23 protein-coding genes, 2 tRNA genes and 1 pseudogene are annotated in these 24,894 nt (G+C 65.5%); 11 read left to right on the top strand and 15 right to left on the bottom strand.

From position 1 onward, the window contains the following. Window positions 1-38 precede the first annotated feature (38 nt). The 3 genes from GPA27_RS11700 (at window position 39) to GPA27_RS11710 (ending at window position 1,502) form a co-directional block, all read left to right on the top strand. Window positions 39-1,247 (top strand): amino acid aminotransferase, encoded by a 1,209-nt coding sequence (locus GPA27_RS11700; RefSeq protein WP_169140608.1) that lies wholly within the window; start codon window positions 39-41, stop codon window positions 1,245-1,247. A gap of 60 nt (window positions 1,248-1,307) precedes the next feature. Next, a tRNA-Asn gene (locus GPA27_RS11705) sits at window positions 1,308-1,383 on the top strand. A gap of 43 nt (window positions 1,384-1,426) precedes the next feature. Beyond that, window positions 1,427-1,502: transfer RNA gene (locus tag GPA27_RS11710), tRNA-Asn, on the top strand. A gap of 112 nt (window positions 1,503-1,614) precedes the next feature. Here the strand turns inward: GPA27_RS11710 and GPA27_RS11715 are convergent. After that, on the bottom strand, window positions 1,615-4,050 hold the full coding sequence (locus tag GPA27_RS11715; RefSeq protein ID WP_169140610.1) for a Lon protease family protein: 2,436 nt from the start codon (window positions 4,048-4,050) through the stop codon (window positions 1,615-1,617). A 95-nt stretch (window positions 4,051-4,145) separates the two neighbouring features. Further along, complete coding sequence (locus tag GPA27_RS11720) at window positions 4,146-4,427, bottom strand: hypothetical protein (protein ID WP_169140612.1); 282 nt, start codon at window positions 4,425-4,427, stop codon at window positions 4,146-4,148. 268 nt (window positions 4,428-4,695) lie between these two features. Here GPA27_RS11720 and moaA point away from each other — a divergent pair, with 268 nt between their 5' ends. The 3 genes from moaA (at window position 4,696) to GPA27_RS11735 (ending at window position 8,053) form a co-directional block, all read left to right on the top strand. Next, entirely contained in the window at window positions 4,696-5,772 is a 1,077-nt protein-coding gene (moaA, locus tag GPA27_RS11725; protein ID WP_169140614.1) for a GTP 3',8-cyclase MoaA, read from the top strand. Between the two features lie 77 nt (window positions 5,773-5,849). After that, window positions 5,850-7,046, top strand: a complete 1,197-nt coding sequence (locus GPA27_RS11730) for an NHL repeat-containing protein (protein ID WP_169140616.1) — start codon at window positions 5,850-5,852, stop codon at window positions 7,044-7,046. Window positions 7,047-7,141: 95 nt separating this feature from the next. After that, window positions 7,142-8,053: a cytochrome c3 family protein gene (locus tag GPA27_RS11735; RefSeq protein WP_169140618.1), complete on the top strand. Its 912-nt coding sequence runs from the start codon at window positions 7,142-7,144 to the stop codon at window positions 8,051-8,053. Between the two features lie 129 nt (window positions 8,054-8,182). Here the strand turns inward: GPA27_RS11735 and GPA27_RS11740 are convergent, their stop codons facing one another. After that, complete coding sequence (locus GPA27_RS11740) at window positions 8,183-10,678, bottom strand: ABC transporter permease (protein WP_169140620.1); 2,496 nt, start codon at window positions 10,676-10,678, stop codon at window positions 8,183-8,185. A 31-nt stretch (window positions 10,679-10,709) separates the two neighbouring features. Then, window positions 10,710-11,876: a M20 aminoacylase family protein gene (locus GPA27_RS11745; protein WP_169140622.1), complete on the bottom strand. Its 1,167-nt coding sequence runs from the start codon at window positions 11,874-11,876 to the stop codon at window positions 10,710-10,712. 137 nt (window positions 11,877-12,013) lie between these two features. Here GPA27_RS11745 and GPA27_RS11750 point away from each other — a divergent pair, with 137 nt between their 5' ends. Beyond that, the gene (locus tag GPA27_RS11750; RefSeq protein WP_169140624.1) at window positions 12,014-12,970 is read left to right on the top strand and encodes a histone deacetylase family protein; all 957 of its coding nucleotides are present in this window, start codon (window positions 12,014-12,016) and stop codon (window positions 12,968-12,970) included. 6 nt (window positions 12,971-12,976) lie between these two features. Here GPA27_RS11750 and GPA27_RS11755 read toward each other — a convergent pair whose 3' ends face one another. The 6 genes from GPA27_RS11755 to mltG are packed head-to-tail and all read right to left on the bottom strand — an operon-like array spanning window position 12,977 to window position 17,475. Next, on the bottom strand, window positions 12,977-13,651 hold the full coding sequence (locus GPA27_RS11755) for an ankyrin repeat domain-containing protein (protein ID WP_169140626.1): 675 nt from the start codon (window positions 13,649-13,651) through the stop codon (window positions 12,977-12,979). Further along, window positions 13,635-14,408 (bottom strand): TatD family hydrolase, encoded by a 774-nt coding sequence (locus GPA27_RS11760; protein WP_169140628.1) that lies wholly within the window; start codon window positions 14,406-14,408, stop codon window positions 13,635-13,637. Before GPA27_RS11760 ends, GPA27_RS11755 begins: the two co-directional genes overlap by 17 nt. Before the next feature lie 10 nt (window positions 14,409-14,418). Next, window positions 14,419-14,784, bottom strand: a complete 366-nt coding sequence (locus tag GPA27_RS11765; protein WP_050416460.1) for a PilZ domain-containing protein — start codon at window positions 14,782-14,784, stop codon at window positions 14,419-14,421. Then, the gene (holB, locus tag GPA27_RS11770; RefSeq protein ID WP_169140630.1) at window positions 14,781-15,848 is read right to left on the bottom strand and encodes a DNA polymerase III subunit delta'; all 1,068 of its coding nucleotides are present in this window, start codon (window positions 15,846-15,848) and stop codon (window positions 14,781-14,783) included. Before holB ends, GPA27_RS11765 begins: the two co-directional genes overlap by 4 nt. Beyond that, complete coding sequence (tmk, locus tag GPA27_RS11775; protein ID WP_169140632.1) at window positions 15,845-16,477, bottom strand: dTMP kinase; 633 nt, start codon at window positions 16,475-16,477, stop codon at window positions 15,845-15,847. Before tmk ends, holB begins: the two co-directional genes overlap by 4 nt. Further along, window positions 16,474-17,475 (bottom strand): endolytic transglycosylase MltG, encoded by a 1,002-nt coding sequence (gene mltG, locus GPA27_RS11780; protein WP_169140634.1) that lies wholly within the window; start codon window positions 17,473-17,475, stop codon window positions 16,474-16,476. Before mltG ends, tmk begins: the two co-directional genes overlap by 4 nt. A gap of 132 nt (window positions 17,476-17,607) precedes the next feature. Here mltG and ygfZ point away from each other — a divergent pair, with 132 nt between their 5' ends. From ygfZ to GPA27_RS11795, 3 genes are read left to right on the top strand one after another with little or no spacing between them, the layout of a single operon-like run. Beyond that, the gene (ygfZ, locus tag GPA27_RS11785; RefSeq protein ID WP_169140636.1) at window positions 17,608-18,645 is read left to right on the top strand and encodes a CAF17-like 4Fe-4S cluster assembly/insertion protein YgfZ; all 1,038 of its coding nucleotides are present in this window, start codon (window positions 17,608-17,610) and stop codon (window positions 18,643-18,645) included. Then, window positions 18,642-18,950, top strand: coding sequence for a DUF4936 family protein (locus GPA27_RS11790; protein ID WP_169140638.1), 309 nt, complete (start codon window positions 18,642-18,644; stop codon window positions 18,948-18,950). Before ygfZ ends, GPA27_RS11790 begins: the two co-directional genes overlap by 4 nt. Next, window positions 18,941-19,711 (top strand): NRDE family protein, encoded by a 771-nt coding sequence (locus tag GPA27_RS11795; RefSeq protein WP_169140640.1) that lies wholly within the window; start codon window positions 18,941-18,943, stop codon window positions 19,709-19,711. Before GPA27_RS11790 ends, GPA27_RS11795 begins: the two co-directional genes overlap by 10 nt. 5 nt (window positions 19,712-19,716) lie before the next feature. Here the strand turns inward: GPA27_RS11795 and GPA27_RS11800 are convergent, their stop codons facing one another. The 3 genes and pseudogenes from GPA27_RS11800 to tadA all read right to left on the bottom strand — a co-directional run bounded on the left by GPA27_RS11800 (window position 19,717) and on the right by tadA (window position 21,116). After that, entirely contained in the window at window positions 19,717-20,166 is a 450-nt protein-coding gene (locus tag GPA27_RS11800; RefSeq protein ID WP_169140656.1) for a GNAT family N-acetyltransferase, read from the bottom strand. A gap of 3 nt (window positions 20,167-20,169) precedes the next feature. Further along, window positions 20,170-20,646, bottom strand: a pseudogene (locus GPA27_RS11805) (L,D-transpeptidase family protein); the annotation flags it as partial. A 5-nt stretch (window positions 20,647-20,651) separates the two neighbouring features. Further along, window positions 20,652-21,116, bottom strand: a complete 465-nt coding sequence (gene tadA / locus GPA27_RS11810; RefSeq protein WP_169140642.1) for a tRNA adenosine(34) deaminase TadA — start codon at window positions 21,114-21,116, stop codon at window positions 20,652-20,654. Between the two features lie 311 nt (window positions 21,117-21,427). On the opposite strand from tadA, the gene GPA27_RS11815 reads away from it, so the two are divergent. After that, window positions 21,428-22,117, top strand: a complete 690-nt coding sequence (locus tag GPA27_RS11815) for a PEP-CTERM sorting domain-containing protein (protein ID WP_246261046.1) — start codon at window positions 21,428-21,430, stop codon at window positions 22,115-22,117. 122 nt (window positions 22,118-22,239) lie between these two features. Here GPA27_RS11815 and GPA27_RS11820 read toward each other — a convergent pair whose 3' ends face one another. Then, window positions 22,240-22,647: a thioesterase family protein gene (locus GPA27_RS11820; protein ID WP_169140646.1), complete on the bottom strand. Its 408-nt coding sequence runs from the start codon at window positions 22,645-22,647 to the stop codon at window positions 22,240-22,242. 62 nt (window positions 22,648-22,709) lie between these two features. Then, on the bottom strand, window positions 22,710-24,794 hold the full coding sequence (locus GPA27_RS11825; protein ID WP_169140648.1) for a CoA-binding protein: 2,085 nt from the start codon (window positions 24,792-24,794) through the stop codon (window positions 22,710-22,712). Between the last annotated feature and the right edge of the window lie 100 nt (window positions 24,795-24,894).

The raw sequence follows: 24,894 nt of genomic DNA on the forward strand, positions 1-24,894 counted from the left end.
CAGTCCCCGACGCCCCCCGCCCAACCTGGAGTTGTTTTATGCCCGCTTCGATCTTCGCCGCCGTCGAGATGGCGCCCCGTGACCCGATCCTCGGACTGAACGAGGCCTTCAACGCCGATGGGCGCACTGAGAAGGTGAACCTCGGCGTCGGCGTCTACTATGACGACAACGGCAAGATTCCGCTGCTCGCAGCTGTAAAGACGGCCGAAAAGGCGCGTCTCGAAGCGATGCCGCCGCGCGGCTACCAGCCGATCGAAGGCCCCGCGGCATACAACACCGCCGTGCAGAACCTGCTCTTCGGCAAGGATTCGACCCTCATCGCCAACGGCCAGGTCGTCACCGTCCAGGCATTGGGCGGCACCGGTGCACTGAAAGTCGGCGCCGACTACCTGAAGCGCCTGGTCCCCGGCGCAACCGTCTACATCTCCGATCCCAGCTGGGAGAACCACCGCGCGCTGTTCGAATCCGCCGGCTTCCCGGTCGAGAACTATCCTTACTATGAGGCGAGCACCCGCGGCGTGAACTTCGCCGGCATGAAGGCCAAGCTCGAACAGCTCGCGCCGGGATCTGTCGTCGTGCTGCACGCGTGCTGCCATAACCCGACGGGAGCCGATCTGACCGAAGCCCAGTGGGGCGAGGTCGTCGGTGCATGCCGCGAACGCGGTCTCGTGCCCTTCCTCGACATGGCCTACCAGGGATTCGCCGACGGCATCGAGCCGGACGCGGTCGCCGTGCGCCTGTTCTCCGCCAGTGGTCTGCAATTCTTCGTGTCGAGCTCGTTCTCGAAGTCGTTCTCGCTTTATGGCGAGCGCGTGGGCGCCCTGTCGATCGTCACCGCGAACAAGGACGAGTCGGCCCGCGTTCTGTCGCAGGTCAAGCGCGTGATTCGTACCAACTACTCCAACCCGCCGATCCATGGCGGCGCCATCGTCGCGGCAGTGCTGAATTCGACCGAACTGCGTCAGATGTGGGAAGACGAACTGGCCGGCATGCGCGACCGCATCCGCGCGATGCGTACCGGGCTGGTCGAGAACCTGAAGGCAGCCGGCGTCGCGCAGGACTTTTCGTTCGTGATCCAGCAGCGAGGCATGTTCTCCTACACCGGCCTGTCGGCCGCGCAGGTCGAACAGCTGAAGAACGACTTCGGCATCTACGCGGTATCGACCGGCCGCATCTGCCTCGCCGCCCTCAACTCGCGCAACATCGGCTACGTCGCGAAGGCGATTGCTACGGTCGTGAAGGCTTGAGAAATCCGCGCCAGCAATATTGACGCATAGCCGTGCGCTACCTATAATGCGCGGCTCAATTCCCCGATAGCTCAGTCGGTAGAGCAACGGACTGTTAATCCGTGTGTCCCTGGTTCGAGCCCAGGTCGGGGAGCCAAGATTTGGCTCCTGCAGCATTGTGCATGAGCAGACGATACCGATCCCCGATAGCTCAGTCGGTAGAGCAACGGACTGTTAATCCGTGTGTCCCTGGTTCGAGCCCAGGTCGGGGAGCCAGTAAAGCCGAGTAGATGGGCCGCCTTTCGAGGCGGCCCATCTGCTTTTTTCGACCTACCCCATCGCAACCGCCTGCGACGTCGCGCGCGATCACACCAGCCGCATCGGAGCCTCACTCCTGACTGCTTTCGTGCCGCCGCCGCGAGCGAAGGTGACGACCTGCGCCTCCATGATCGAACGCATGTTTCGCCGCAATCATGGCGCTCAGCGCTGCGGCGACCCTGTAATTGACCGTCTCCCGCGGCATTACGCCCTTGGCGTCCGCAACCCCGGCCGGCAACCCGGTCAGGATCTCCATCGCCTCATCCACGGTTGCAACGGCATGGACGTGGAACCGGCCCTCGTGCGCCGCTGCCACGACGTCTTCGCGCAACATGAGATGCCGTACGCTCGCCTGCGGAATGACAACTCCCTGCTCGCCGCTCAATCCGCGCGCGACGCACAGATCGAAGAATCCCTCGATCTTCTCGTTCACACCCCCGATCGCCTGGACTTCGCCGAACTGATTGACCGACCCGGTCACCGCGAAGGATTGGCGAATCGGAACCTGCGCCAGCGCGGACAGCAAGGCGCAGAGTTCGGCCAATGACGCGGAATCCCCCTCCACCGGCGAGTAGGACTGCTCGAACACGAGACTGGCCGACAGGGACAGGGGCTGATGACGCGCATAGCGGGCACCAAGAAACGCGGACAGGATCAAGACGCCCTTCGAATGGATCGCCCCGCCGAGCTCGGTTTCACGCTCGATATCGACGACATCTCCCTCCCCGAGTCGCACCGTCGCCGTAATGCGCATCGGATGGCCGAACTGCTCGCCAGCAAGCTCGATCACAACCAGGGCATTGATCTGGCCGCAGCGCGCACCGTTGGTGGAAATGAGCGTCGTGCCGTCGATCATCGACTCGAGCACGCGCTCGGCGTAGCGCCCGAATCGCCGCAAGCGGGATGCGATCGCCGCATCCACCTGCGCACAACCGACGGCAGGCAACTGCGAGGCGCGCGCATGGAAATCCGCCTCGCGCATCACGTCCGCCAGCAAGCGCGTCTGCAAGCTGAGGCGCCCGGCATGCTCGGCCAGACGTGCGCCATGCTCCACAAGGCGCGCAATGCCTGTCCGGTCGAACGGCAACAGGTCCGACACCCGCCCGAGCATCGCAAGCAACGCCGCATATCGAACGACATTGGCTTCGTTGCGCGGCATGTCCTCGTCGAAGTCGGCGGCGACCTTGAACAACTCGGGAAAATCCGGGTCGTTTTCAGTGAGCAGGTAGAACAGCTCGCGGTCGCCGACCAGAATCACCTTGACGTCGCACGGAATGGATTCCGGCTCCAGGGTCAGCATGTTGCTCCACCCCTGCGCCTCCGACGGCGGCTCGATACGGATCTCGCGGGCGCGAAGCGCACGCTTCAATCCCTCCCACGCGAACGGCTGCGTAAGGATGCGCTCGACGTCGATCACCATATAGCCGCCACAGGCCCGATGCAGGGCGCCGGGACGGATCAGGCTGAAATTGGTCACGAGCGTGCCCATCTGGGATATATGCTCGATACGCCCGATCAGGTTGCCGAAGGTCGGATTGTCCTCACAGACGACCGGCGCACCGCGAGTCGCGGAGTGATCGACCATCAGCTTGACCTGGTAGCGGTGGAATTTCGTGCGCGCTTCGTCCTCCGCCCCATCGCCCTCTTCCCCTTCCTGAGCGGCCCAGTCGCTTCCGCTCTCGAGGATCTCCTTCCTGATCGCATCGAAAAACGCCAGCACCGCAGGAAGGTCGGCATAGCGCTCCCGCAGTTCGCGCATCAAATGCGAAACTGCCGGCGTCAGCGCATCGCACGCCGCGCGCTTCATCGCCTCGTGCAGTTCTTTCCGCCACCCCGGAAACTGCTCGAGGAGATCGGCCAGACGTTCGCTCCAGGCACCCACCTTCTTCTCCACCACGGCCCTTGTTTCAGGCACCAGGGCTTCGAAATCCTCGGGAGACATGGTCTGCCCGTCCTTCGTGGGCGCAAAGACGAAGCCGTCGGGCGTTTGCAGCAGAGACACCCCGTCGGCCGCGCATGCCTCGCCCAGTTCATGCAACGCACGGTCTTCCCGCGTCTTGTGGGCGTCCTGCAGCGAGTCGATGCGGCTACCATAGGTCTCGCTGGCGAGCGCCGCCTCGATTGCCGGACCGAGATCGGCGATGAACGCCTGCATGTCGACCCGCAATGCTGCCCCACGTCCGGCCGTCAGCGTGAGGAGACGGGGGCGCTGCGGGTCATCGAAATTGTGCAGATAACACAGGTCCGGCGGGACCGCGCCGCACGCGGAGAATTCACGCAGCAGACGAAACACCGTTGCATGCCGGCCGGTTCCCGACTCACCGAGCACGAACACATGATAGCCGGGCTGACGCATCGCAAGACCGAAACGCAATGCCTCCTCTGCCCGTCGCTGTCCGACCCCGCCCGGCAGATCGGGAAGGTTTGCGGTATCCGTAAAATCGAAGATCTCGGGTGCGCAACGGATACGGAGACGGTCCGCTGCGAGCGGGCGCAGGACGGGCATGTTGTTGTTCTCCCGATGCCGCAATGAAAGCGGGGCGTCCGGATGCCCGACCACCCCATCACAATTCCCTCGCCTACCCTTGCAGGCAAGCGCCGTCAGCGAATCCCGCGACGGGAGAGGTCGCCCCAGCGGGTGTCGTGGTGCTCCACGTCATTCTCGAACTGCGGAAAGCGGCGGTCGTGCTCCATCAACAGTGACATGATGGTTCCCGCATGCTCGGGCGGGAAGCCCTGACGTGCCCCACCTCGGGTGTCGGTCATCAGCAGAAAGATGAACTTGCGGCACTCCGCCGTTCCCCACATTCCGTCAATCTTGCGCAGATGCGGAAAACGCTCGTAGAGCTTTTCGGTCGAAGTTTCTGTAACTCGTGTCGTCATCGCAAATCCCTCGAAAGGGCTACGTGCAGTCGCCGGGAGATTAATACTTTTGGCTCATATCAACGAACCCACTTCCACGCTACTGTGCCAACTACGGCGGCAATCGGCAAGAAAGACAGCCCTGGCGTCGCGCACGGAGTGATTTCCGGTATTGCCTTCAGCCGAAACCACCTGTTTTACTATCGCGTAAGTAGACATCAGTACCCCGCCACAGTTTGCCCGACTCCAGCAGCATGCAGCATTTGAGGCCACTTCAGCCAGTCATCCGATGAAATCGATCCCGATCTACCCCGCCAGCGGGACGCTGCCGCTCAGCACTGACGAGCCCCCTCCAGCTGGAGCCCTCCTCGTGGACCAACGCGGCCGCACAGTCCACGATCTGCGCATCTCGGTCACGGACCGCTGCAACTTCCGCTGCATCTACTGCATGCCGCGCGAGGTCTTCGACGCCGACCACGCCTTCCTCGCCCGGAAGGAGTTGCTGTCGTTCGAGGAAATCACGCGCGTTGCCCGGCTCTTCGCAGCCCGCGGCGTGCGCAAGATCCGCATCACCGGCGGCGAACCCCTGCTGCGCAAACATGTCGAGAATCTCATCGCCCAGCTTGCCGAAATCCCCGACGTCGAACTGACGCTGACTACCAACGGCGTACTGCTGCCCAAGCTGGCCCGCGTACTGCGAGCAGCGGGCCTGCATCGCGTGACCGTCAGCCTGGACGCGATCGACGATGCAACGTTCCGAAAGATGAACGACGCCGACTACCCGGTCTCGGCCGTTCTCAAGGGGATCGCCGCAGCAGAAGACGCCGGATTCGGCCCGATCAAGGTCAACATGGTCGTCAAGCGCGGCGTCAACGACCATGGCGTGATCGACATGGCGCGCCATTTCCGCGGCACGGGTCATATCCTGCGTTTCATCGAGTTCATGGACGTCGGCAGTTCGAACGGATGGGAGATGAGTGCGGTGGTCCCGTCCCGCGAGATCATCGAACGGATTCACCAGGTGTTTCCCGTCGAGCAGATCGAGCCCAACTACACCGGCGAGGTCGCGGAGCGCTGGCGCTACAGCGATGGCAGCGGCGAGCTCGGCGTCATCTCGTCGGTGACACAGGCATTCTGCTCGACCTGCACCCGGATCCGCCTGTCGACCGAGGGCAAACTCTACACCTGTCTTTTCGCACAGAGTGGCCATGATCTGCGCACCCTGTTGCGCGCCGGGGCGAGCGATCCCGACCTCGATCGAGCCATCGCAGCCGTCTGGCAGCACCGCGAGGATCGCTATTCGGAAATCCGCACCGCCAACACGGCCGGTCTGCGAAAAATCGAGATGTCGTACATCGGCGGCTGAATACCCGCCGGACCTAGAGGGTCCGAATCTTGCTTTATTGGACGGTTCCGCGAGCACCCTGATGCAGGGTTCCCGCGGTGCTCGTTCAGATATTGCGCATCGTCACGAACAGCCGGCTCGCGCACGACAAGATGACTCTCAGCACTCCGAAAACCTCGACATACGCAACTTCGCAACGACGGGCGATAGCACTCCTTGCTCTTGCGGGCGTCACATGCCTGCTTGCAAGCGGCTGTTCAACGTCCGACTCTCCCGACAAGAGAAGCGCAAAGGAATACCAGCTTGCATGGCCTGAGCCGCCAAACGAAGCGCGCTTCGTGTACGAAGCTCATCTGCGATCGGAAATCAACGTCCGCCCCGAGACGGACGATGGTCAGACGAGAAAGATGCTTACCGGCAAGGGTTCGGTATCGGAAGAGCTTGTCTACCGCAAACCCGCCGCCCTCGCGGCCCGCAACGGACGCATCTACGTTGCCGACCCCCCGACTGGTGCTGTCGTCGTCTTCGACGCCGCCCGTCAACGCTTGTTTCGAATGGGCATTCGCGAACCGAACAATGTCGTCAAGCCCGTTTCGATTGCGATCGACGACAAGAATTTTGTTTACGTCCTCGACGGCAAACTGCGCAAGGTGATGGTCTTTGACTCACTCGGGCTTTTCCAGTTTGCCGTCGGCGCTCCGAATGCCCTCGTTCAGCCCTCAGGAGTCGCCGTCAGCGCCGACGGAAAGAAGATCTTCATCGTCGATCGAGGCAGTGTCGACGGCGACGATCACAAGATAATTGCATATTCGCCCGACAACGCAGAGCTCTTCCGGCTTGGTCCCCGTGGATCGGAACCTGGCGAGCTCAACATTCCCTTGGCGGCGACAACGACACCGGATGGACGGCTCGCAGTTCTTGATTCCGGGAATTTTCGAGTGCAGATCTTTGATCTAAACGGCAAGTATCAATCCCACTTCGGTAGCGTGGGAAACGGCTACGGCCAGTTTTCGCGACCGCGCAGCATCGCTTCGGACCGGGACGGCAACCTCTATGTTTCCGATGCATCGTTCAACAACGTCCAGATCTTCACCGGGGCAGGTGAATTGCTCATGTGGGTCGGTGGCCCGGGAATGGAGAACTACCCGGGAAAGTTCGGCCTGATCGCAGGCATCGCGGTTGACGAGACAGGGCGACTCTACATCGCTGATCACTACCACCAGAAGGTCGAGGTGTACAGGCGTGCCGCCACGCAGCAAGCGCAAAGCGGGGAACAACGCGTCACCAGCAAGTAGCAAGGCACCGAAGTAGTCCGGGCGCGCCAAGCTAAATCCAGGCATTCTTTTTGCATACCATCGCAGCAACAACCACTTCAGATGCTCAACACACTATGAACAAGAACATCGGTGCAGCGCTGATCCTCGCATTGGGTACGTTCGCATTAGGCCCTGTCCTGGCCGGAAACGACCGATTAACCGAGTTCTCGAATCAGGGCACCATCGGTAACACCCGCCACAACTTGACCCAACGGCCAACTGACGGCAGCACCGCAATCAATGCTGGCATGATGGAGGCGTACCGGAACGACTACCAGCAGGTGTGCGTCTATTGCCATACGCCACACGCGGCGAACACCAATATCAATGCGCCCCTGTGGAACCGCACGGTCCGCACGACGACCTACACCCTCTACACGCAACAAACACTCTCGCAGGATGCGACCCAGCCCGGACCGAACTCGCTGACCTGTCTGTCCTGCCACGACGGCCAGACTGCGGTCGACTCGATCGTCAACATGCCGGGCTCAGGCGGCTACAACGGTGCGCTGGCGCTGAACCCCTCCGCAGGAACCATGGAATCATTGCTGGACACATGGCGACTGAACGGTGGCGACCCGGCGGCGGTCACGCACCAAGGCTTGAACTCGGACCCCAACAGTGAAACCAGCTGCCTCGGCTGCCACTCGCCCGGAAAGACCTCTGCAGCCACGGACTTCACTGTCTTTGCGCTGGGTACCGATCTCACTAACGACCATCCGGTCGGCGTCAAACTCCCTGCCGGCAGCGATTGGAACGTGCCTTCGGGCACCTTCCAGAACATCCGGTTCTTCGACAAGGACGGCGACAACCGCCCCGACAAGAACGAACTGCGCTTCTACGACTCCGGCGACGGCTTCGAGGTCGAATGCGCATCCTGCCACGACCCCCATGGCGTGCCGGGCACGACCTCGAAGTTCCTGCCGACGTTCCTGCGTGTAACGGCTGACGGTAGCCAGATTTGCCTGACCTGCCACGTGAAGTAAGGCAGATTGTCCGGGACTACGAGAGAGGCGCCGCAAGGCGCCTTTCTCATTTTTAAAAACCATCTTACAAATATTGTCTTTGAACTGAGAAATAAGTTCAGCCCAATGTTGCGTTACATGAACCATGCGTCATGAAAGGCGACGCAGACTTGCCGTCGGCGACCGGGCGAGAAGATTCCGCGTTCCCAACCACCCCGCGCCAACCACCGCACACGCGCCGGCAAACATCGCCCCCCCCAGCGACCAAGGCTCGGGTACATAAGGCATCTTCAGCGCGTAGCGGGCGAGAACCCAGCCCAAGAGGCTCGCCCCACCTCCGGCAAGTCCGCAGGCGAGCGCGGCGAGCACTGAAAATTCGGCCAGTAGCGCCCGGCGCAGTTGCGCATTGCGAGCGCCCAGGGTCCGCAGCATTGCAAGTTCATAGTCGCGCTCGTCATGGGTCGCTTGCAGTGCAGCGAACAACACGATGAATCCGGCCAGCACCGAGAAGGCAAACACGAACTCGACGATGAGAACCAGCTTGTCGGTCGTCGCGCGTACCTGGGCGATCACGGCATCGACGTCGATGACCGACAGATTCGGAAAGTGCCTGACCAGGTCCGTGGTGAACTGCTGATCGCCGGGAGGCTGCCGGAAGCTGGTAATCAGGCTCGCGGGGTCGCCCTCCAGCAGCCCCGCAGAAGCGATGAAGAAGAAGTTCACCCGCATCGAATCCCACTCGAGGTCGCGGACGCTGGTGATCGGCGCCTCCACGAGCCGCCCGGCGACGTTGAAGCGCACACGATCACCGACCTTGAGCGAAAAAGTCTCCGCCAGGCCGCGCTCGACCGAGAACTGCGCAGCAGTGTCCGTCCCGTGCCAGCGCCCGCCGACGACCGTATTGCCATCAGGAAGCCGGCTGCCGTAGCTCAGGTTGAATTCCCGTTCCGCAAGGCGCCGTGTCCGCTCGTTCTCGTAGTCTTCCGGCCGAACAAGGTTTCCGTTGATCGATTCCAGCCGGCCGCGAATCATCGGACGCACGTCCGGGTCGGGCAGCCCCCGGGCGGCGAACAAGGTCGACAACGCTTCGCGCTGATCCGGCTGGATGTTGATCACGAAGCGGTTCGGCGCATCGGGTGGGGTCATCCCCCGCCAGTCGTCGAGGAGATCGGCACGAACGATCGTCAGCAGTAACAGGGCTGTCATGCCGACACCGAGCGCGACGATCTGAACGACGCTTGCGCCGGTGCGGCGCACCAGGGACGCGATGCCATAGCGCCAGCCGTTTCCGCCGAGCAACGTAGTGCCTCTCATGCGACCGAGCAGATACAGGAATCCCGCTGCGGCAGCTGCGTATAACGCGAGTGCAATACCGAAGCCTCCGGCGACCTGCAACCCAAGCTGCAAGTCGTCCGCGATCCAGAACACGAGGACAAGCAGGGATATGGCTCCGACGCCCCAGGCGGACGCGCTGCGCGTTTCCACCAGCACAATCTCGCGACGCAGGACACGGAGGGTCGAGACACGCCCGAGGCGCAGAAGCTGCGGAAACACGAATCCGAGCAGCAGGACGACACCGACCGCGACACCGTGCGCGAAAGGTAACAGCGAGGGCGAAGGCAGGGGCGTATTCATGATCTCGACGAGAATCAGCGCAAGCCCCTGCTGCACTGCCCAACCGAGCGATGCGCCGAGTGTCGCAGCCGCCAGTCCGAACATTGCGAACTCACCCACGACTATCCACACGATCTGCATCTGCCTGGCGCCCAGGCAACGCATCACCGCACAGGCGTCAAGGTGCCTCTGCATGAAGCGCCGTGCCGAAATTCCGATCGCAACGGCCGCGAGTATCACCGTCAGCAGTGCTGCCAGGCGCAGGAATCGCTGGGCCTGGTCGAGGGCATTGCGCACTTCGGGGCGCGCATTTTCGATGCTCTCGAGCGTCTCGCCGCGCCCCAGCCGGGCTTTCGCCCAGCGCTCGAATGCCGCGACCGCGTCGGGCTCACCGGCAACATGCAGCCGCCAGGTAGCCCGGCTGCCCTGGATCAGAAGACCGGACTCGGCAAGGTCTTCGGCGTTGAAAATCGCGCGCGGAAGCAGGCTGAAGAAGTTTGCGCCGCGATCCGACTCGAAGGTCACCATCCCCCCGACCCGGAACTCCAGACGCCCCAGCCCGACGCGATCGCCGACCGCGACGCCGAGCGCTGCCTGCAGGCGTTCGTCGAGCCAGACTTCGCCGCGGGCGGGGATGCGATTGACGATGGCATCCGTCTGATTGGGGCCCGCGGAAACCCGGATGTGCCCGCGCAGGGGGTAACCCGTGCCGACGACTTTCACGCCGGCAAGCTGTGCAACGCTTTCGGTGCTCACCATGCTGGTGAACAGGATCGTGCCGGCATGCTGCAGACCGAGCCTCTCCGCCTCGCCGCGATAGCTGTCGTCCCAAGGGTGATCGGCCCGCAGCAGCAGATCCCCACCCATCAGCTGGTTCGCTTCGCGATCGAGGCCGCGGGCGACGCGATCGGCGAGGAAACCCACGCTCGCAAGGCAGGCCACCGCAATGACGATGGCGATGCCCAGCAGGTGGAGCTCCCCCGCCCGCAAATCGCGCATCATCATGCGCAGGGCGAGATGCAGTGTTCTCATGCGCGGGTGGACGGCCCGCGCCGCGAAAGGTTCAGGCCTTTGGCAGCAGGCGTCGCACGAGTTCGACCCAATAGGCGACGCCGAACGGAATGATGGTGTCGTTGAAATCGTAATGCGGATTGTGGAGGGTGCAGCCTCCCTCACCGGGGCCGTTGCCTATCCACACGTAGCAACCCGGCTTGTGGCGCAGGTAGAAGGCGAAATCCTCGGCTCCCATGCTCGGGGGCAGGTCTGTCAGGACGCTGGCGCCGGGCAGGCTGCCGGCCACGGCGGCGCAGATCGCGGCTTCGTCCGCGGTGTTGATCGTCGGCGGGTAGCCGCGGCGGTAATCGACCTCGACGCTGACCCCATGGCTCGCGGCGACGCCATCGCCGATACGGGTAATGGTCGCTTCGATGCGGTCCTGTACCGCGGCGCTGAACGCACGCACGGTGCCGCACAGCTTCGCCCGATCCGGAATGACGTTGTAGGCTTCGCCTGCATGGAACTGCGTCACGGACACGACTGCGGAATCGAGGGGGTCGAGGGTGCGACTGACGACCGTCTGAAGCGCCTGCACCAGCGCGGCGCCTGCGATGATGGAGTCGGTGCCGAGGTGTGGCATCGCACCATGTGCGCCCTGGCCGCGGATCTCGATGTCGAAGCGATCGGCGCTCGCCATCACTGGCCCGTCGTGCACGGCGAATTGCCCCGCCGGCAGGCCCGGCCAGTTGTGCATGCCGAAGATGGAGGCCATCGGGAAGCGGTCGAACAGGCCGTCGTCGACCATCGCATCGGCGCCGCCCTCACCTTCTTCGGCGGGCTGGAAGATGAAATACGCGGTGCCGTCGAAGTCGGGGTGGGCAGAGAGCACCTCGGCGGCACCGAGCAGCATCGCCGTGTGGCCGTCGTGGCCGCAGGCGTGCATGCAGCCTGCGTGCTGCGAGACATGCGCGAAATCGTTGCGCTCCTGGATCGGCAAGGCGTCCATGTCGGCACGCAGGCCGATAGCGCGCAGGCTGCGGCCGGCCTTGAGCACGCCGACGACCCCGGTGCCGCCAAGGCCGCGATGCACCTCGACGCCGAGGTCCTCGAGGCGGCGTGCGACGAGCTCCGCGGTACGGCGTTCTTCGAATGCGAGTTCGGGATGGGCGTGGATGTCGCGCCGCAGCGCGGTCAACGCGGGATGGCACTGCCGGATTTTTTCGGGGATGCTCATGGCCTCACCTGTCGTCGCAGGTTTGCGATGCGTTTGTCTGTCGGGGAACATTCCGAGTTTAATGGGCATCGCGCCGCGCGTCGATCTCGCGCATCCGCGCACCGCCCGTGCATCGAAACCCGCCCAGGAATTGCTGCGTGAAACTGTTCTACGCCGATCATTTCGTCCTGCCCCTGCCCGAGGGACATCGCTTTCCGATGGAGAAGTATTCCCGTCTGCGTGAGCGGCTCACGCACTGCGGCCAATTTTCGCGCGAGGACTTTGCGGCTCCCGCGGCGGCCAGCGATGCGGAGATTCTGCGCGCACACGATGCGGGCTATCTCCGGCGCATTGCGCGCGGGACCCTGGATCCGGCCGAGCAGCGACGGATCGGCTTTCCGTGGTCCGAACAGATGGTGGAACGCTCGCGACGCTCGGCGGGAGCGACGCTCGCCGCATGCCGGCACGCGCTCGTCGAGGGTTGCGCGGCGAACCTCGCCGGCGGCACACATCACGCCCATCGCGATTTCGGTTCGGGCTTCTGCGTGTTCAACGACGCGGCCATCGCGGCGCTGGCGATGCGCGCGGAAGGCCGCGTACGGACGGTGGCGATCATCGACTGTGATGTGCATCAGGGAGATGGTACCGCCACGATCCTCGCCGACGAGCCGGACGTGTTCACGCTGAGCCTTCACGGCGAGAAGAATTTTCCCTTCCGCAAGGCGGTATCTCGCCTCGACATCGAGCTTCCCGACGGGACCGGGGACGCGGCCTATCTTGCGGCGCTGCGCAGCGGACTGGAGCAGGTGTTCGCGGCGATGCTGCCGGACCTCGCGATCTATCTGGCCGGTGCCGACCCGTATCGCGATGACCGCCTGGGCCGTCTTGGGCTGAGCTTCGATGGGCTGGCCGCGCGGGACGAGATGGTGCTGCAAAACTGTGTCGACCACGGAACGCCGGTCGCAATCGCGATGGCGGGCGGTTACGCGCGGGAAATCGACGACACCGTCGCCATCCACGCGACGACGATCACGACGGCGGCCCGCTTCGCCCCCGCACTGCGAGCCGCTGTGCTGGAACGGGCGGCACGCGGATCCGCCCCGCCTGCGCGATAACTGCGTTCAGCGCGCCCCGGCGGCCTGTCGGCGGCTGCGTTCCGCGCGCAGCAGACCGGCGATGTCGGTGTTCCCGTTGTCCAGCGCCCAGCTTTCGGCGGTGAAGCCGGCGTCGTTCTTCTGGTCGAGATCGGCACCGGTCTTGAGCAGGCGGCGAACGACGTCGATGTGACCGTTGCGTGCCGCCAGCATCAACGGACTTGAACCGTTCGGCGCCAGTGCGCCGACGTCGACACCGCGCGCGAGCAGTCGATCGACGATCTCGGTGCGCCCCTCGAAGGCCGCGTACATCAGGGGTGTCCAGCCGTCGTGGTTCACCTCGGCACCCGCCGCGAGCAGGATGTCGACGATGGTGGTCTCGCCCTTGAGCACCGCCACCATCAGCGCGGAGTCGCCCGCCGCATTGCGCAGCGACACCTTGGGACGATGCTTGAGGAGTTCCTTCACGGTATCGAGGTTGCCCTCGCGCGCAGCGAGGATCAGCAGGGAATTGCCTTGCGCGTCTACGGTGTTCGGATCGACGCCGCGCGAGATGAGCTGCATGAGCTGCGGCGTGTCGCCGCGGCGTGCCGAGCTGAGCGCATCCTCGTAGCTGTCGGCGTGCGCCGCAGCGCCGAAGAGCGAGCTTGCGAGGATCGCGGAGAGGATCAGGCGCTTCATCGGTTCAATGGGCTTGGGCATGGCGGAACAGTCGGAAGAAGTTTTCGGTAGTCGCGGATTCGATGCGCTCGAGCGGCTCGTTACGCAGGCGGGCGATCTCTTCGGCGACGTGGACGACCCAGGCGGGTTCGTTGGTCTTGCCGCGATGCGGGACCGGCGCGAGATACGGCGCATCGGTTTCGATCAGCAGGCGGTCGAGCGGCACGTATTGCGCGACGGCCTTCAGGTCTTTGGCGCTCTTGAACGTGACGATGCCGGAGAACGAGATGTAGAAGCCGAGATCGAGGGCGGCCTCGGCGACTTCGCGCGATTCGGTGAAGCAGTGCATCACGCCTCCGGCCTCGCCGGCTCCTTCCTCGCGCATCAGGCGCAGGGTGTCATCGGCGGCGGAGCGGGTATGCACGATCAGCGGCTTGCCGCACTTGCGGGCCGCGCGGATGTGGGTGCGGAAGCGCTCGCGCTGCCATTCGGGCGCGTCCTTCTGCCAGTAGTAGTCGAGGCCGGTCTCGCCGATCGCAACGATTTTGGGGTGGTCGGCCAGCGCCAGCAGGCGCGCTTCGTCCGGTTCTTCCACGCCGTCGTTGTCCGGATGCACGCCCACGGAGGCGAACAGGTTGGGGTGGCGCTCCGCGAGGGCGAGGACGCGGGGGAAATCTTCCATCTTGACGCTGACGCACAGCGCATGCCCGACGCGGTTTTCGGCCATCGCTGCGAGGATGGCCTCTTCGCGCTCCGCCAGGTCGGGGAAATCCAGGTGACAGTGTGAATCGACGAACATCGGTGAAGCTTCAGAGGGTATGGGTGGGGCGGTTCGAACCGAGGTGCCCGGCGAGGATCTGCTCGATGCGCGCGCGCAGCGCCTTGCCGGATTCGTCCGAACTGAAATGCACGCCGATACCCTGGGTCTTGCCGCCCTGCGCGCCGTGGGGCGTGACCCACACGACGGTGGCCGCGACCGGATGCTTGGTCGGGTCGTCCATCAGCTGCAGCAGCATGAAGACCTCGTCGCCAAGCGCATGCACGCGCGGCGTCGGCACGAAGATGCCGCCGTTGGCCAGGAAAGGCATGTAGGCGGCGTACAGCGCGGACTTCGAGTTGATGTTCAGCGACAGCACGCTGGGGCGTGCGACGCTCGGTTTGGGAGCTTCGCTCATCGGCGGGTTCCGGTCACGGCGCGTGCATAGCGCAGGAGCATGTCTTCGAGCATCAGCCTTGCATTGAGCGGATGCTGCGCGACCCGGCGAATCCGGGCGAGTTCATTGTAGCAGTTCGTCACCGCGGCCACGTTCGTGCGCTGCGCGAGCGCGGCGATGACACCATCCTCGCCGGGGAAGAAGCGCACGGAACCGCCGAGGCGCAGCGATGCGAGATCGGTGACCCAGCGTTGTAGCCACTCGACGAGTTGCGGCATGCCGAAGCCGGCGGCGAGCGCTTCCTTCGACTTGAGCCAGCTTTCCCATTGGCCGGCGAGTTTCAGCGGATCGCCGGCCGGCAGCGCCGCAATGTCCTTCACAAAGCGGCGCAAGAGGGCGTCCGCGCCGCTCTTCGCGAGGCGCTGGGCTGCGAGCGGCATGCCGCCGGTGAGCGCGAGCAGGTCCGCGGGCGGCGCATCCGGGCCGGAGAGCCACTGCGCGACGACGTCTTCCGCTGGACGCGCGAAGCTCCACTGCTGGCAGCGGCTGCGGATCGTGGGCAGCAGGCGGCGCGGCGCCGACGACACGAGCAGGAAGACGCAGCCTTCCGGCGGCTCTTCGAGCAGTTTCAGCAGCGCGTTGGCGGTGAAGGCGTTCATCGCCTCGGCCGGATCGACGACGATCACGCGCCGGCTGCTCTGATGTCCGGTCACCGAGAGCGCTTCCTGCAGGTCGCGGATCTGTTCGATCCGGATCTGCGAGGACTTCTTCTTGCCGCTGCCGCCCTCGCCGCCCTCGCCGCCCTCGCTGCCTTCCCCCGCCTCGCTCTCCGGCGCCGCGTCGGCTTCAGGAACGATGGGCAGCAGATCGGGGTGATTACCGGAAAGCCGCAGCTGGCATGGCACGCAGTGACCGCAGGCATGCCCGTCCGCGGCGGGGGCCGCGCATAGCAGCCGCGCCGCGAGCGCGTCGGCGAGGTCGCGCTTGCCCAGGCCTTCCGGCCCGACGAAGAGCAGCGCATGCGGCAGCCGCCCGCCGAGGCCGACCAGCCGCTGCCAGGTCTCCGCCAGCCAGGGGTGGATCATCGGAAGAAACGCTCCGCGACGATCGCCTCGATCTCGGCACGGATCTGCTCGGGCGCGCGGTCGGCCGCGATGACGCGGATACGCTGCGGCGCCATGCGCGCGCGGTCGAGGTAGGCCGCACGCACGCGCTCGAAGAAGTCTCGCTGCTCGCGCTCGAAGCGGTCCGGTGCAGCGCCGGTGTTGGCGACGCGTGCCGCGGCGACTTCCGGCGGCAGGTCGAAGACGAGTGTCAGGTCGGGCTGGAAGCCCGGGTGAACCCACTCCTCGAGGGCGGAGAACTTCGCCGCGTCGAGCCCGCGCCCGCCGACCTGGTAGGCGTAGGTGGCGTCGGTGAAGCGGTCGGACACGACCCAGGTGCCGGCCTCGAGCGCCGGATGGATGCGGGCGGCGAGATGTTCGCGGCGCGCGGCGAACATCAGCATCGCCTCGGTTTCGAGGTGCATGGGTTCGTGCAGCAGAAGGTCGCGGAGCTTTTCGCCGAGGGCCGTGCCACCCGGTTCGCGCGTCTGGTCCACGGTCAGCCCGCGCGCCTGGAGGAGCGCGACGACCGCCGCGATCTGGCTGCTCTTGCCTGCGCCGTCTATGCCTTCGAAGGTGATGAAGCGCCCGCGGGCGCGCGTCTGGTTCAACTTCCCGATCCCCGCTGATAACGATTGACGGCCTTGTTGTGGTCGTTGAGGTTGGAGGAAAACTCGCTGGTCCCGTCGCCGCGCGAGACGAAGTACAGGTAGTCAGTCTGCTCCGGGCGGACCGCGGCGTTGAGCGATTCCGCACCCGGCATCGCGATGGGTGTCGGTGGCAGGCCGGCGCGCGTGTAGGTGTTGTACAGGTGGTCGGTTTCGAGGTGCCATTTCTTCAGGCGGCCATCGAACGCCTCGCCGTAGCCGTAGATGACCGTGGGATCGGTCTGCAGACGCATGCCGATGCGCAGCCGGTTGGCGAAGACCGAGGCGACCAGTCCGCGATCCTCGGGCCGTCCAGTCTCCTTCTCGACGATGGATGCGAGGATCAGCGCTTCGTAGGGCGACGCCAGCGGAAGGCGCGGATCCCGCGTTTCCCACGCCTGCGCGAGGCGCTGCTTCATTGCCGAGTAGGCGCGGCGCAGCACCGCGATGGCGCTCGACTGCTTGTCGAAGAGGTAGGTGTCGGGGAAGAACAGCCCTTCGGGATGCGTTTCCGCCGCCCCGATCGCACGCAGGATGTCGGCGTCGGCGAGGCCGGCGGTGTCCTGCACGAGGTGCGGATTGGATTCAAGTGCGGCACGCACCTGACGGAAGTTCCAGCCTTCGACGAAGCGGACTTCCGCCTGCGAGACGTCTCCACTGGACAGCTTCAGGATGAGCATCCACGGCGTGATGCCCGTATGCACTTCGTAGCTGCCCGCCATGATGCGACCGGCCTTGCCGGTGATCCGGGCGATCCAGTACAGCGCCTGCGGACTGACGTCGACGCCCGCCGCAGCAATCGTCGCCGCCGCCTGGCGCATCGTGTGCCCGCGCTGGACCGTGAAGTCGATGACTGGCTGCGCCAGATTGAGCGGACGCTGGGCATACCACCACGCGGCGGCGGACACCGCCGCGATGGCGAGCGCGAGTGCGATCAGCAGGCGGAGAACGAGGGGCTTCATCGGAACGGTTATCGTGGCGCGACGCGCGGCGAGGAGGCTGGCGGAAATGTTTGGCCCGCAACCATTGCGTCTGCGGGGCCCTATAATACTTCATCCCAATTCCACATCCCTCCCCCGCCCCGACAAACGCACATGAACACGCCCTGGACAGAATTTCTCGTACGCGAAGGCGCCACGCTGGAAGACTCCGGCATCCGTTTCGATGCTCCGGAAGCGGAGGTCAGCGCCGTCGAATCCGGCACCGTGGTCGTGCCGCTGGTGCACCTCGGCCTGATCCGCTGCGCCGGCGACGACTCGGTCACCTTCCTGCACAACCTGTTGTCGAACGACGTCAAGAAGCTCGGCCCGCAGTCGGCGCAGTGGTCCAGCTTCAATACGCCCAAGGGCCGCATGCTCGCCAGCCTGCTGTTGTGGACGGACGACGTCGGGCAGATGATCGCCGCCTCGGCCGACGTTCAGCCGATGCTGCAAAAGAAGCTGTCGATGTACGTGCTGCGCAGCAAGGTGAAGCTTGCCGACGCCACGCCGGACACCGTGCTGCTCGGCGTGAGCGGAGCCGCTGCGGACGCAGCGCTGGCGCATGCCGGCATCGCAGCCCCGACAGCCCCGATGACGCAGGCGGTGGCCGGCGAAGTGCGCTGCATCCGGCTCGACCAGCGCAATTTCGTCGTCGCAGTACCGGCGACGGCGGCACCCGCGGTCTTCACGAAACTCGCCGCGGGCGGCGCGACGAAGGCCGGAACGGCGGCGTGGCAACTTGCGATGATCCGCGCCGGCCTGCCGCTGATCACCACGGCGACGCAGGAGGAGTTCGTCGCGCAGATGCTCAATTTCGAGGTCATCGGCGGCGTCAGCTTCAACAAAGGCTGCTACCCGGGCCAGGAGATCGTCGCCCGCACGCAGTACCTCGGCAAACTCAAGAAGCGCATGTACCGCGTGCATGTGCCCGGTGACGCGCCTCCCGCGGTCGGCGCCGACCTGTTCACGCCGGAATTCGGCGACCAGTCGGCCGGCAAGCTCGTGAACGTCGTGGCCGCGCCCAAGGGCGGCTTCGAGGCACTGGCGGTGATGCAGATCAGTTGCGCCGAAGCCGGCGAGGTGCATCTGGGCAGCCTGCAGGGGCCGCAGCTGCAGTTCCTCGACCTGCCGTACGCGCTGCCGGAAAAATGAGCGGCGACGCATCGGCCTGCGTGCATTACTTCGTCTATTACCGCGTCCGTGCCGATGCCGAGCACGAGGACGCGGAGGCGACCGTGCGCGCCATGCAGGCAGCGCTGGAGCGACGCACCGGTGTCGCGGGGCGGCTGATGGAGCGGCGCAGCGACGCGGTGACGTGGATGGAAGTCTATGAGGGCGTGGCCGATCCTGACGCGTTCGAGGCGGCGCTGCGGATCGAGGTCGACGCGCACCGGGTCGCGAACATCGTCGAGCCCGGTTCCGCGCGCCATACGGAACGCTTCGTCGAATGTGCCTGATCGTCGTCGGCTGGCACGCCCATCCGGCCTATCCGCTGGTCGTCGCCGCCAATCGTGACGAGTTTCTCGCCCGTCCGGCAGTTCCGGCGCACTGGTGGACCGACGCCCCCGACCTGCTCGCGGGGCGCGATCTCGAGGCGGGAGGGACGTGGATGGGCCTCAGCCGTGGCGGCCGGTTCGCTGCGCTAACGAACTATCGTGATCCGACCCTCCATCGTCCGGGCGCGCCGTCGCGCGGCACGTTGGTACGCGACTGCCTGACCGGAAACGATGACGCGGACCGGCAGCTGCGGAAAGTGGCCGAGGTCAGCGCGCAGTATGCGGCCTTCAACCTGCTGGTGAGCGACGGCCGGCAACTGGGGATCCATGAAAGCACGACGGGTGCGGTGCGGATGCTCGACCCCGGCGTGTACGGGTTGTCGAACCATGTGCTCGACACACCCTGGCCCAAGGTGAAGCTGGCGCGCGAGCGCTTCACCGCGGCGCTCGGCTGCCTGCCGGACACGGATGCGTTTCTCGCACTGCTGCGCGACGACGAGCCGGCGCCCGATCATCACCTGCCGGAAACCGGCGTCAGCGCAGACTGGGAACGGTGGCTGTCGCCGGCATTCATCCGTGCGCCGGGCTACGGTACGCGCTGCTCGACGCTTATCCTGGTGGATCACGGCAGCAAGGTGACCTTTCGCGAATGGTCGTGGAATGAGCGGGGCGAATTCGCGAGCGAAGTCACGCACCGCTTCACGCTTGCGTCCGGCCGCTGACGCCTTCAGCCGCGCGTCGACGCCAGCGTGCGGCGCATCGTCTGATGACGGATGCCCGCCTCGATGAAGACTTCCCCCTGCTGCTCGAAACCGTGCCTTAGGTAGAAGCCGACGGCGTCGATCTGGGCGTTCAGGACGACCTCGCGGAATCCGAGTCGAGCGGCTTCGGTGACGAGGGCTTCGAGCAGCAGCCCGCCAATGCCCCGCTTGCGCCACGTAGCGGCAACGGCCATGCGACCGATGTGCCCGTCGGGCAGCAGGCGGCCGGTGCCGACGACCTCGCCGGCCGCAATCGTGGCGACGGCGTGGCGACAGTGCGGGTCTTTGGCGTCGCGTTCGAGTTCGGCGGGCACGCCCTGCTCCATCACGAACACCTGTTCGCGCAGCGGCATCGCGAGCGCCGCGGCGTCGCCCCAGTCGAGGATGCGGATCGTCGGCACGGCGTCGATGTGCATCGATTCCGCGATGTCCACTTCCGTCCCGGCCTGCACCAGGTCGAACAGCTCGATCACGTCGTCGTTGCGCATGCGGATGCAGCCGTGCGAGCGCGGGTCGCCCATCGGCTGATCGTCCGGCGTGCCGTGGATGTAGATGTAGCGGCGCATCGAGTCGACGTTGCCGAGGCGGTTGCGCCCCGGCTCGCAGCCGCTGAGCCACAGGATGCGCGACAGGATCCAGTCGCGCGCGGGATGGGCCGCGGCGAGCTCCGGCGTCCAGACTTCCCCTGTCGCGCGCCGCCCGCGGAAGACCGCGGCCTTTGCGGCGCCTGCGCCGATCTTCGCGCGGATGCGGTGACGGCCGCGCGGCGTGCAGCCGCTGTCGCGGATTTCGCCCGGACCGTTCAGGGCAGTGGAAACGGCGTAGCGGCGGATGCACGCGCCATCTGCCCCGAAGAGGTTCAGGCGCTGGGCCGCAAGGTCGATCAGGATGCGCACGACCGTCACGCGACGAGCGTGCGACCGCGTCGGGCCGCAAAGAAGCTCGACAACAGGCTGCCGCACTCCTCAGCGAGCACGCCGCCGGCTATCGTCGCGTGATGGTTCAGGCGCGGTTCGGCGAAGAGGTCGATCACGCTGCCCGCCACGCCGGTCTTGGGGTCGCGCGCGCCGAACACGACACGCGCAATGCGCGAATGCATGATTGCGCCGCAGCACATCGCACAGGGTTCCAGCGTGACGTACAGCTCGCAGCCGGGCAGCCGGTAGTTTCCGAGCCGGGCCGCGGCGTCGCGCAGGGCCATCACTTCCGCATGGGCGGTGGGGTCGTGCCGGCCGATCGGCTGGTTGTAGCCGCGCCCCACGATCTCGCCGTCGAGCACGACGACGGCGCCGACCGGCACTTCATCGCAACTCCCCGCTTCGCGCGCCTGCTCCAGCGCGGCACGCATGTAGTCTTCGTCCGTCATCCTTTGCTCTCCATTCGGCGAAGTTTACTTGAGCGCGGCCCGAATGAGCCAGATTGGCGCGCCGCGGGTTCCAAATCGACATGCGGATCAACAATTTGCATAAATCGTGGCCGATGTCACGGCCGCACCTGCCGTTCCACAATAAAGTGGTGCAAACAACGGGAGGCCCCTGACCAAGGGGTACGGCTTCAGGGAGAGCGCCGGCGCCGTGGGACGAGTACCGCCCACCGCCGGACCGATCAGGGCGAAGGAGAAGAACGATGGACACTAACCGACTGCTTTCGCGTTCCGCGCTGTTGGCGGCGCTTTCGATGCCGGCATTTGTCAGCGCGGCGCCTGTTGCCGTGGAGATCTCCGGCGGGAGCTGGAGCCTGGGCTCCGGTTGGGGCACCGCATGCACAAGCGCGGTGTGCGACGAGGGGCACAGCTACCTTAACGCCAACTGGACCATCGACCCGGACCTTGCGGGAACGAGCTTCATGCTCACGGAGGTCGGCGACTTCGAGACCGTTCTTTTCGGCAGGGGCACACTCGCCGAGGAAGATACCGCGATCAGCGCCAACGGCAGTGCATCCGAGGTCGATCTTCTGGCACTCGCTGCCCTGATCGAGTTCGACGCGCCGACAGGCGGCCCCGCGGATCTGGAAGCCACCGTGCAGGCCACTGTGGGCCCCTTCTGGGACAAGGGGGCCGGCCCGGCGAATACCGACCTCGCTGCGACGTTTCTGCCTTTCCTGCTCACGCTCGACGACGGTGGCGAGATCGCGATCAGTTTCTCGCCGGCGGTCTGGCTATGTGAGGGAAACAGCGGCCACTGCACATGGAACAAGCCGAGTCCGAACGATATCTATGCAACATTCACGCTGACGAAGGCCCCGCTCGAAGCAGAGACGACGGATGGTATCGTCGTGCAGGCGGTTCCTGAGCCTTCGTCACTGCTGCTCATCGGCGCCGGGCTTGTCGGGCTGGGATTCGGACGTCGCCGGCAGAAGTCGGCCTGAACGAACGCCGCCCCCTGCGCGCCAAACGATGACGGGCGTCCGAAAGGACGCCCGTTTCGCTTCCGGCATTGATCCATGCAGCGCGGCGACGGCGGGCTGCGGCCCGCCCCGCTTCAAGCGGATCAGGCGGCGGCCATCGCCTTTTCGAGCTTGGCCTTGAGGCGCTGGGCGGTCTTCTCGGCGCCGACGATGAAGCGGCTGTGCTTGCCGCGCGCGACTTCCTCGAGGGCATCGCGGGCGGTGAACTCGAAGGTCACGGCCGGGCCGTTCACTTCGACGAGCTTCACGGTGATCTCCACCCACATCCCCAGCAGGGTCGCGCCGACGTGGTCGAGCTCGACGCGGGTGCCGACCGAATCCTTGCCGGCTTCGATGTTTTCCAGCAGCAGATCGCGGCATACGACTTCGATGTCGTAGAGCAGCGCCGGGGTCGAGTAGACGCGGCAGTCGTCGCCCATGAAACCGATCGTGCGGCCCTGGTCGATGTCGTAACGGCGGGTGGAGCTCAGGCCGGCTTTCAGTTCGCTCATCTTTCAGTCTCCTTCGTGTGGGGCGCCGGTCCATGCCGGCGCCGGGTTCATTGCGGATCGGGTTACTGGTTGCGTTCGCGGATCGCGTCGGCTTCGAGGCGGGCCTCGACGTACCGGGCGAGCGCCCGCGTGCCGCGGCCACAGTTGCGGAACATGCACACGCCCTGGTCCATCAGCTTCGCGGCCATCGCGTCGTAGAGCGAGCCCCCGTCGACGATGCCGATGACGGGCTTGTCGCTCTTCGCGGCGAGCGGCGGGTAGATGTGCACGGTGCCTTTCGGGTCCGAGAGGTCGTAGCCGGGGCGCAGCTTGCTCGTCTCGAGGCCGCGGATCGACGGCGCGGTCGGGTCGAGGCCGACGACGACGGCGTCGATGTTGGGATCGTCGAGGAAGGCTTCGGTGATCTGCAGGTGGGCCTCGTCGTCGGCGCCGGGGTTGATGTCGATGGGGTTGCGCACCTCGACCAGCGCGTCGAGGCGCTTGGCGGCGAGGATGGCCTGCACGCGTTCGACTGTCGCGGCTTCGAGTGCGCCCATCTCCAGCGAGGACGTCTCGGTCGCGATCGAATCGGCCATGCCGACGGCCTCGAATCCGGCTCCGCTGATCGCACCGAGGCGCTTGCCGACCTTCTTGCCGTGCAGCGCGCCGGCGATGTAGAAGAGATCGTCGAAGCTGCTGAAGTCCTCGGCGACGATCGCGCCAGCCTGGCGCAGCACCGCCTCGAAGAGGACCGGGTCGCCCGCAATCGACGCGGTGTGACCCATCACGCCGCCCGCCCCGGCTTCGGTGCGACCGGACTTGTACACGACGACCTGCTTGCCGTTGAGCACGGCCTTGCGCACGGCACGGGCGAAGTCGAGGCCGTCGCCGTCCTTGAAGCCTTCGATGTAGATGCCGAGGGTATCGATCTCGGGGCGGTCGGCGAAGAAGCCGAGCATGTCGCCGTGCGTGAGGTCGGTCTGGTTGCCGAGCGCGAGCATGTAGGCGGGATCGAGCCACGGATTCTGCGAGATGCGCGTGATCATGAAGGCGCCGGACTGGCTCAGCATCACCGAGTTGCGCTGCGCCTTCTTCTGCGGCTTGGGCAGGCGCTCGAGCGGGATGAACCAGGAGTCGTAGCCGCCCGGATGCGAGACGACGCCGAGGCAGTTCGCGCCGAGGAAGACCGGTCCGCCGCCTGGATTGCCGTGCGCAGCGTTGATCTTAGCGGCGAGCGCGGCGGCGGGTTCGCGGCTCTTGGCGGTTTCGCCGAGCCCGCCCGGGATCAGCATCACGGATTCGACGGCATCGGCTGCGATGATCTCATCGACGAGCTCGTACACTGCGTCGTTGGGCACTGCGACGATCAGCAGGTCCAGCTTGGCCGGTAGCGCACGCAGGCTGTCGACGCAGCGCACGCCGTCGATCTCGGTCTCGCCCGGGCGGATGATGGTCAGCTTCTCTTTCGCATAGCCGCTGCCCATCAGGTTCTTCAGGATGATGCGGCCGAAGTTCATGCCGCTCGCGGACACGCCGATGATGCCGATCGACTGGGGGTGGATCAGCTTGTCGATCTTGTGCGCGGGGCGCGGCAGGCGGCCTGCAACGGGCGGGCCGAATTCGACGCGCGCGACACCGACGGTAGGCTTCTTCGCGAACTGCACCTGGTCGAGTTCGAGCTGGCGGATGACGAATGCGGGCTGCGGGTTCGCAGCCGAGTATTCGCGGCCGAGGCCCAGCATCAGGCCGAAGCAGAACTCGAGCACCGGATCGGGCGCGCGGCGGCCGTCGCGCTGCGCGAGCGCGGCCATCTTCTGGTAGGCGACGGTGCGACGGAACAGACGCATGAAGTCGGCGGCGTCGGTCAGTTCGACCGACGCGGACACGGCGGCGCGGTCCTTACGGAAGTTCGCGCGGTCGAGGGCGCCGTCGAGCCCGCCTTGGCCGGCCGTGAGTACCATGCCGAATTCGCGCGTGTTCTCGAGCGCGATGCGAAGGTCCACGCCGCCGGGCATGCCTTCTGCGAGTGCCGCGCCGAAGCTGGCGACGAAGCGCTGCAGCTCGTCCCCGTTCAGCGCGTCGCGCCCCTCGCCTGCCGCCTGCCTGAACAGCTCGCCGGTGGCGGCATTCAGCGCCGCGCCCGGACTGATGGTCGTCCGATCATTCACTATCGTGTCTCCGTTCTTGCCACTCGTTTCCGGTGGCCGGTTAGTTGTTTTCTTCCCCTTGGCCGTCCAGTTCCTCCCCCTTCAAGGGGGAGGTTAGGAG

The organism is Aromatoleum toluolicum, from assembly GCF_012911005.2.
Taxonomy (GTDB): Bacteria; Pseudomonadota; Gammaproteobacteria; order Burkholderiales; family Rhodocyclaceae; genus Aromatoleum; species Aromatoleum toluolicum.

Coding starts and splice junctions, on each gene's coding strand:
- holB (WP_169140630.1), bottom strand. CDS start 15,848: ATGATCCACCCCTGGCTGGCGGAGACCTGGCAGCGGCTGGTCGGCCTC.
- mltG (WP_169140634.1), bottom strand. CDS start 17,475: ATGAAGCCCCTCGTTCTCCGCCTGCTGATCGCACTCGCGCTCGCCATC.
- GPA27_RS11760 (WP_169140628.1), bottom strand. CDS start 14,408: ATGTTCGTCGATTCACACTGTCACCTGGATTTCCCCGACCTGGCGGAG.
- GPA27_RS11755 (WP_169140626.1), bottom strand. CDS start 13,651: ATGCCCAAGCCCATTGAACCGATGAAGCGCCTGATCCTCTCCGCGATC.
- GPA27_RS11745 (WP_169140622.1), bottom strand. CDS start 11,876: ATGAGCATCCCCGAAAAAATCCGGCAGTGCCATCCCGCGTTGACCGCG.
- GPA27_RS11765 (WP_050416460.1), bottom strand. CDS start 14,784: ATGAGCGAAGCTCCCAAACCGAGCGTCGCACGCCCCAGCGTGCTGTCG.
- GPA27_RS11715 (WP_169140610.1), bottom strand. CDS start 4,050: ATGCCCGTCCTGCGCCCGCTCGCAGCGGACCGTCTCCGTATCCGTTGC.
- GPA27_RS11740 (WP_169140620.1), bottom strand. CDS start 10,678: ATGAGAACACTGCATCTCGCCCTGCGCATGATGATGCGCGATTTGCGG.
- GPA27_RS11720 (WP_169140612.1), bottom strand. CDS start 4,427: ATGACGACACGAGTTACAGAAACTTCGACCGAAAAGCTCTACGAGCGT.
- GPA27_RS11735 (WP_169140618.1), top strand. CDS start 7,142: ATGAACAAGAACATCGGTGCAGCGCTGATCCTCGCATTGGGTACGTTC.
- GPA27_RS11820 (WP_169140646.1), bottom strand. CDS start 22,647: ATGAGCGAACTGAAAGCCGGCCTGAGCTCCACCCGCCGTTACGACATC.
- GPA27_RS11790 (WP_169140638.1), top strand. CDS start 18,642: ATGAGCGGCGACGCATCGGCCTGCGTGCATTACTTCGTCTATTACCGC.
- tadA (WP_169140642.1), bottom strand. CDS start 21,116: ATGACGGACGAAGACTACATGCGTGCCGCGCTGGAGCAGGCGCGCGAA.
- GPA27_RS11815 (WP_246261046.1), top strand. CDS start 21,428: ATGCCGGCATTTGTCAGCGCGGCGCCTGTTGCCGTGGAGATCTCCGGC.
- GPA27_RS11795 (WP_169140640.1), top strand. CDS start 18,941: ATGTGCCTGATCGTCGTCGGCTGGCACGCCCATCCGGCCTATCCGCTG.
- GPA27_RS11800 (WP_169140656.1), bottom strand. CDS start 20,166: ATGCACATCGACGCCGTGCCGACGATCCGCATCCTCGACTGGGGCGAC.
- ygfZ (WP_169140636.1), top strand. CDS start 17,608: ATGAACACGCCCTGGACAGAATTTCTCGTACGCGAAGGCGCCACGCTG.
- GPA27_RS11700 (WP_169140608.1), top strand. CDS start 39: ATGCCCGCTTCGATCTTCGCCGCCGTCGAGATGGCGCCCCGTGACCCG.
- moaA (WP_169140614.1), top strand. CDS start 4,696: ATGAAATCGATCCCGATCTACCCCGCCAGCGGGACGCTGCCGCTCAGC.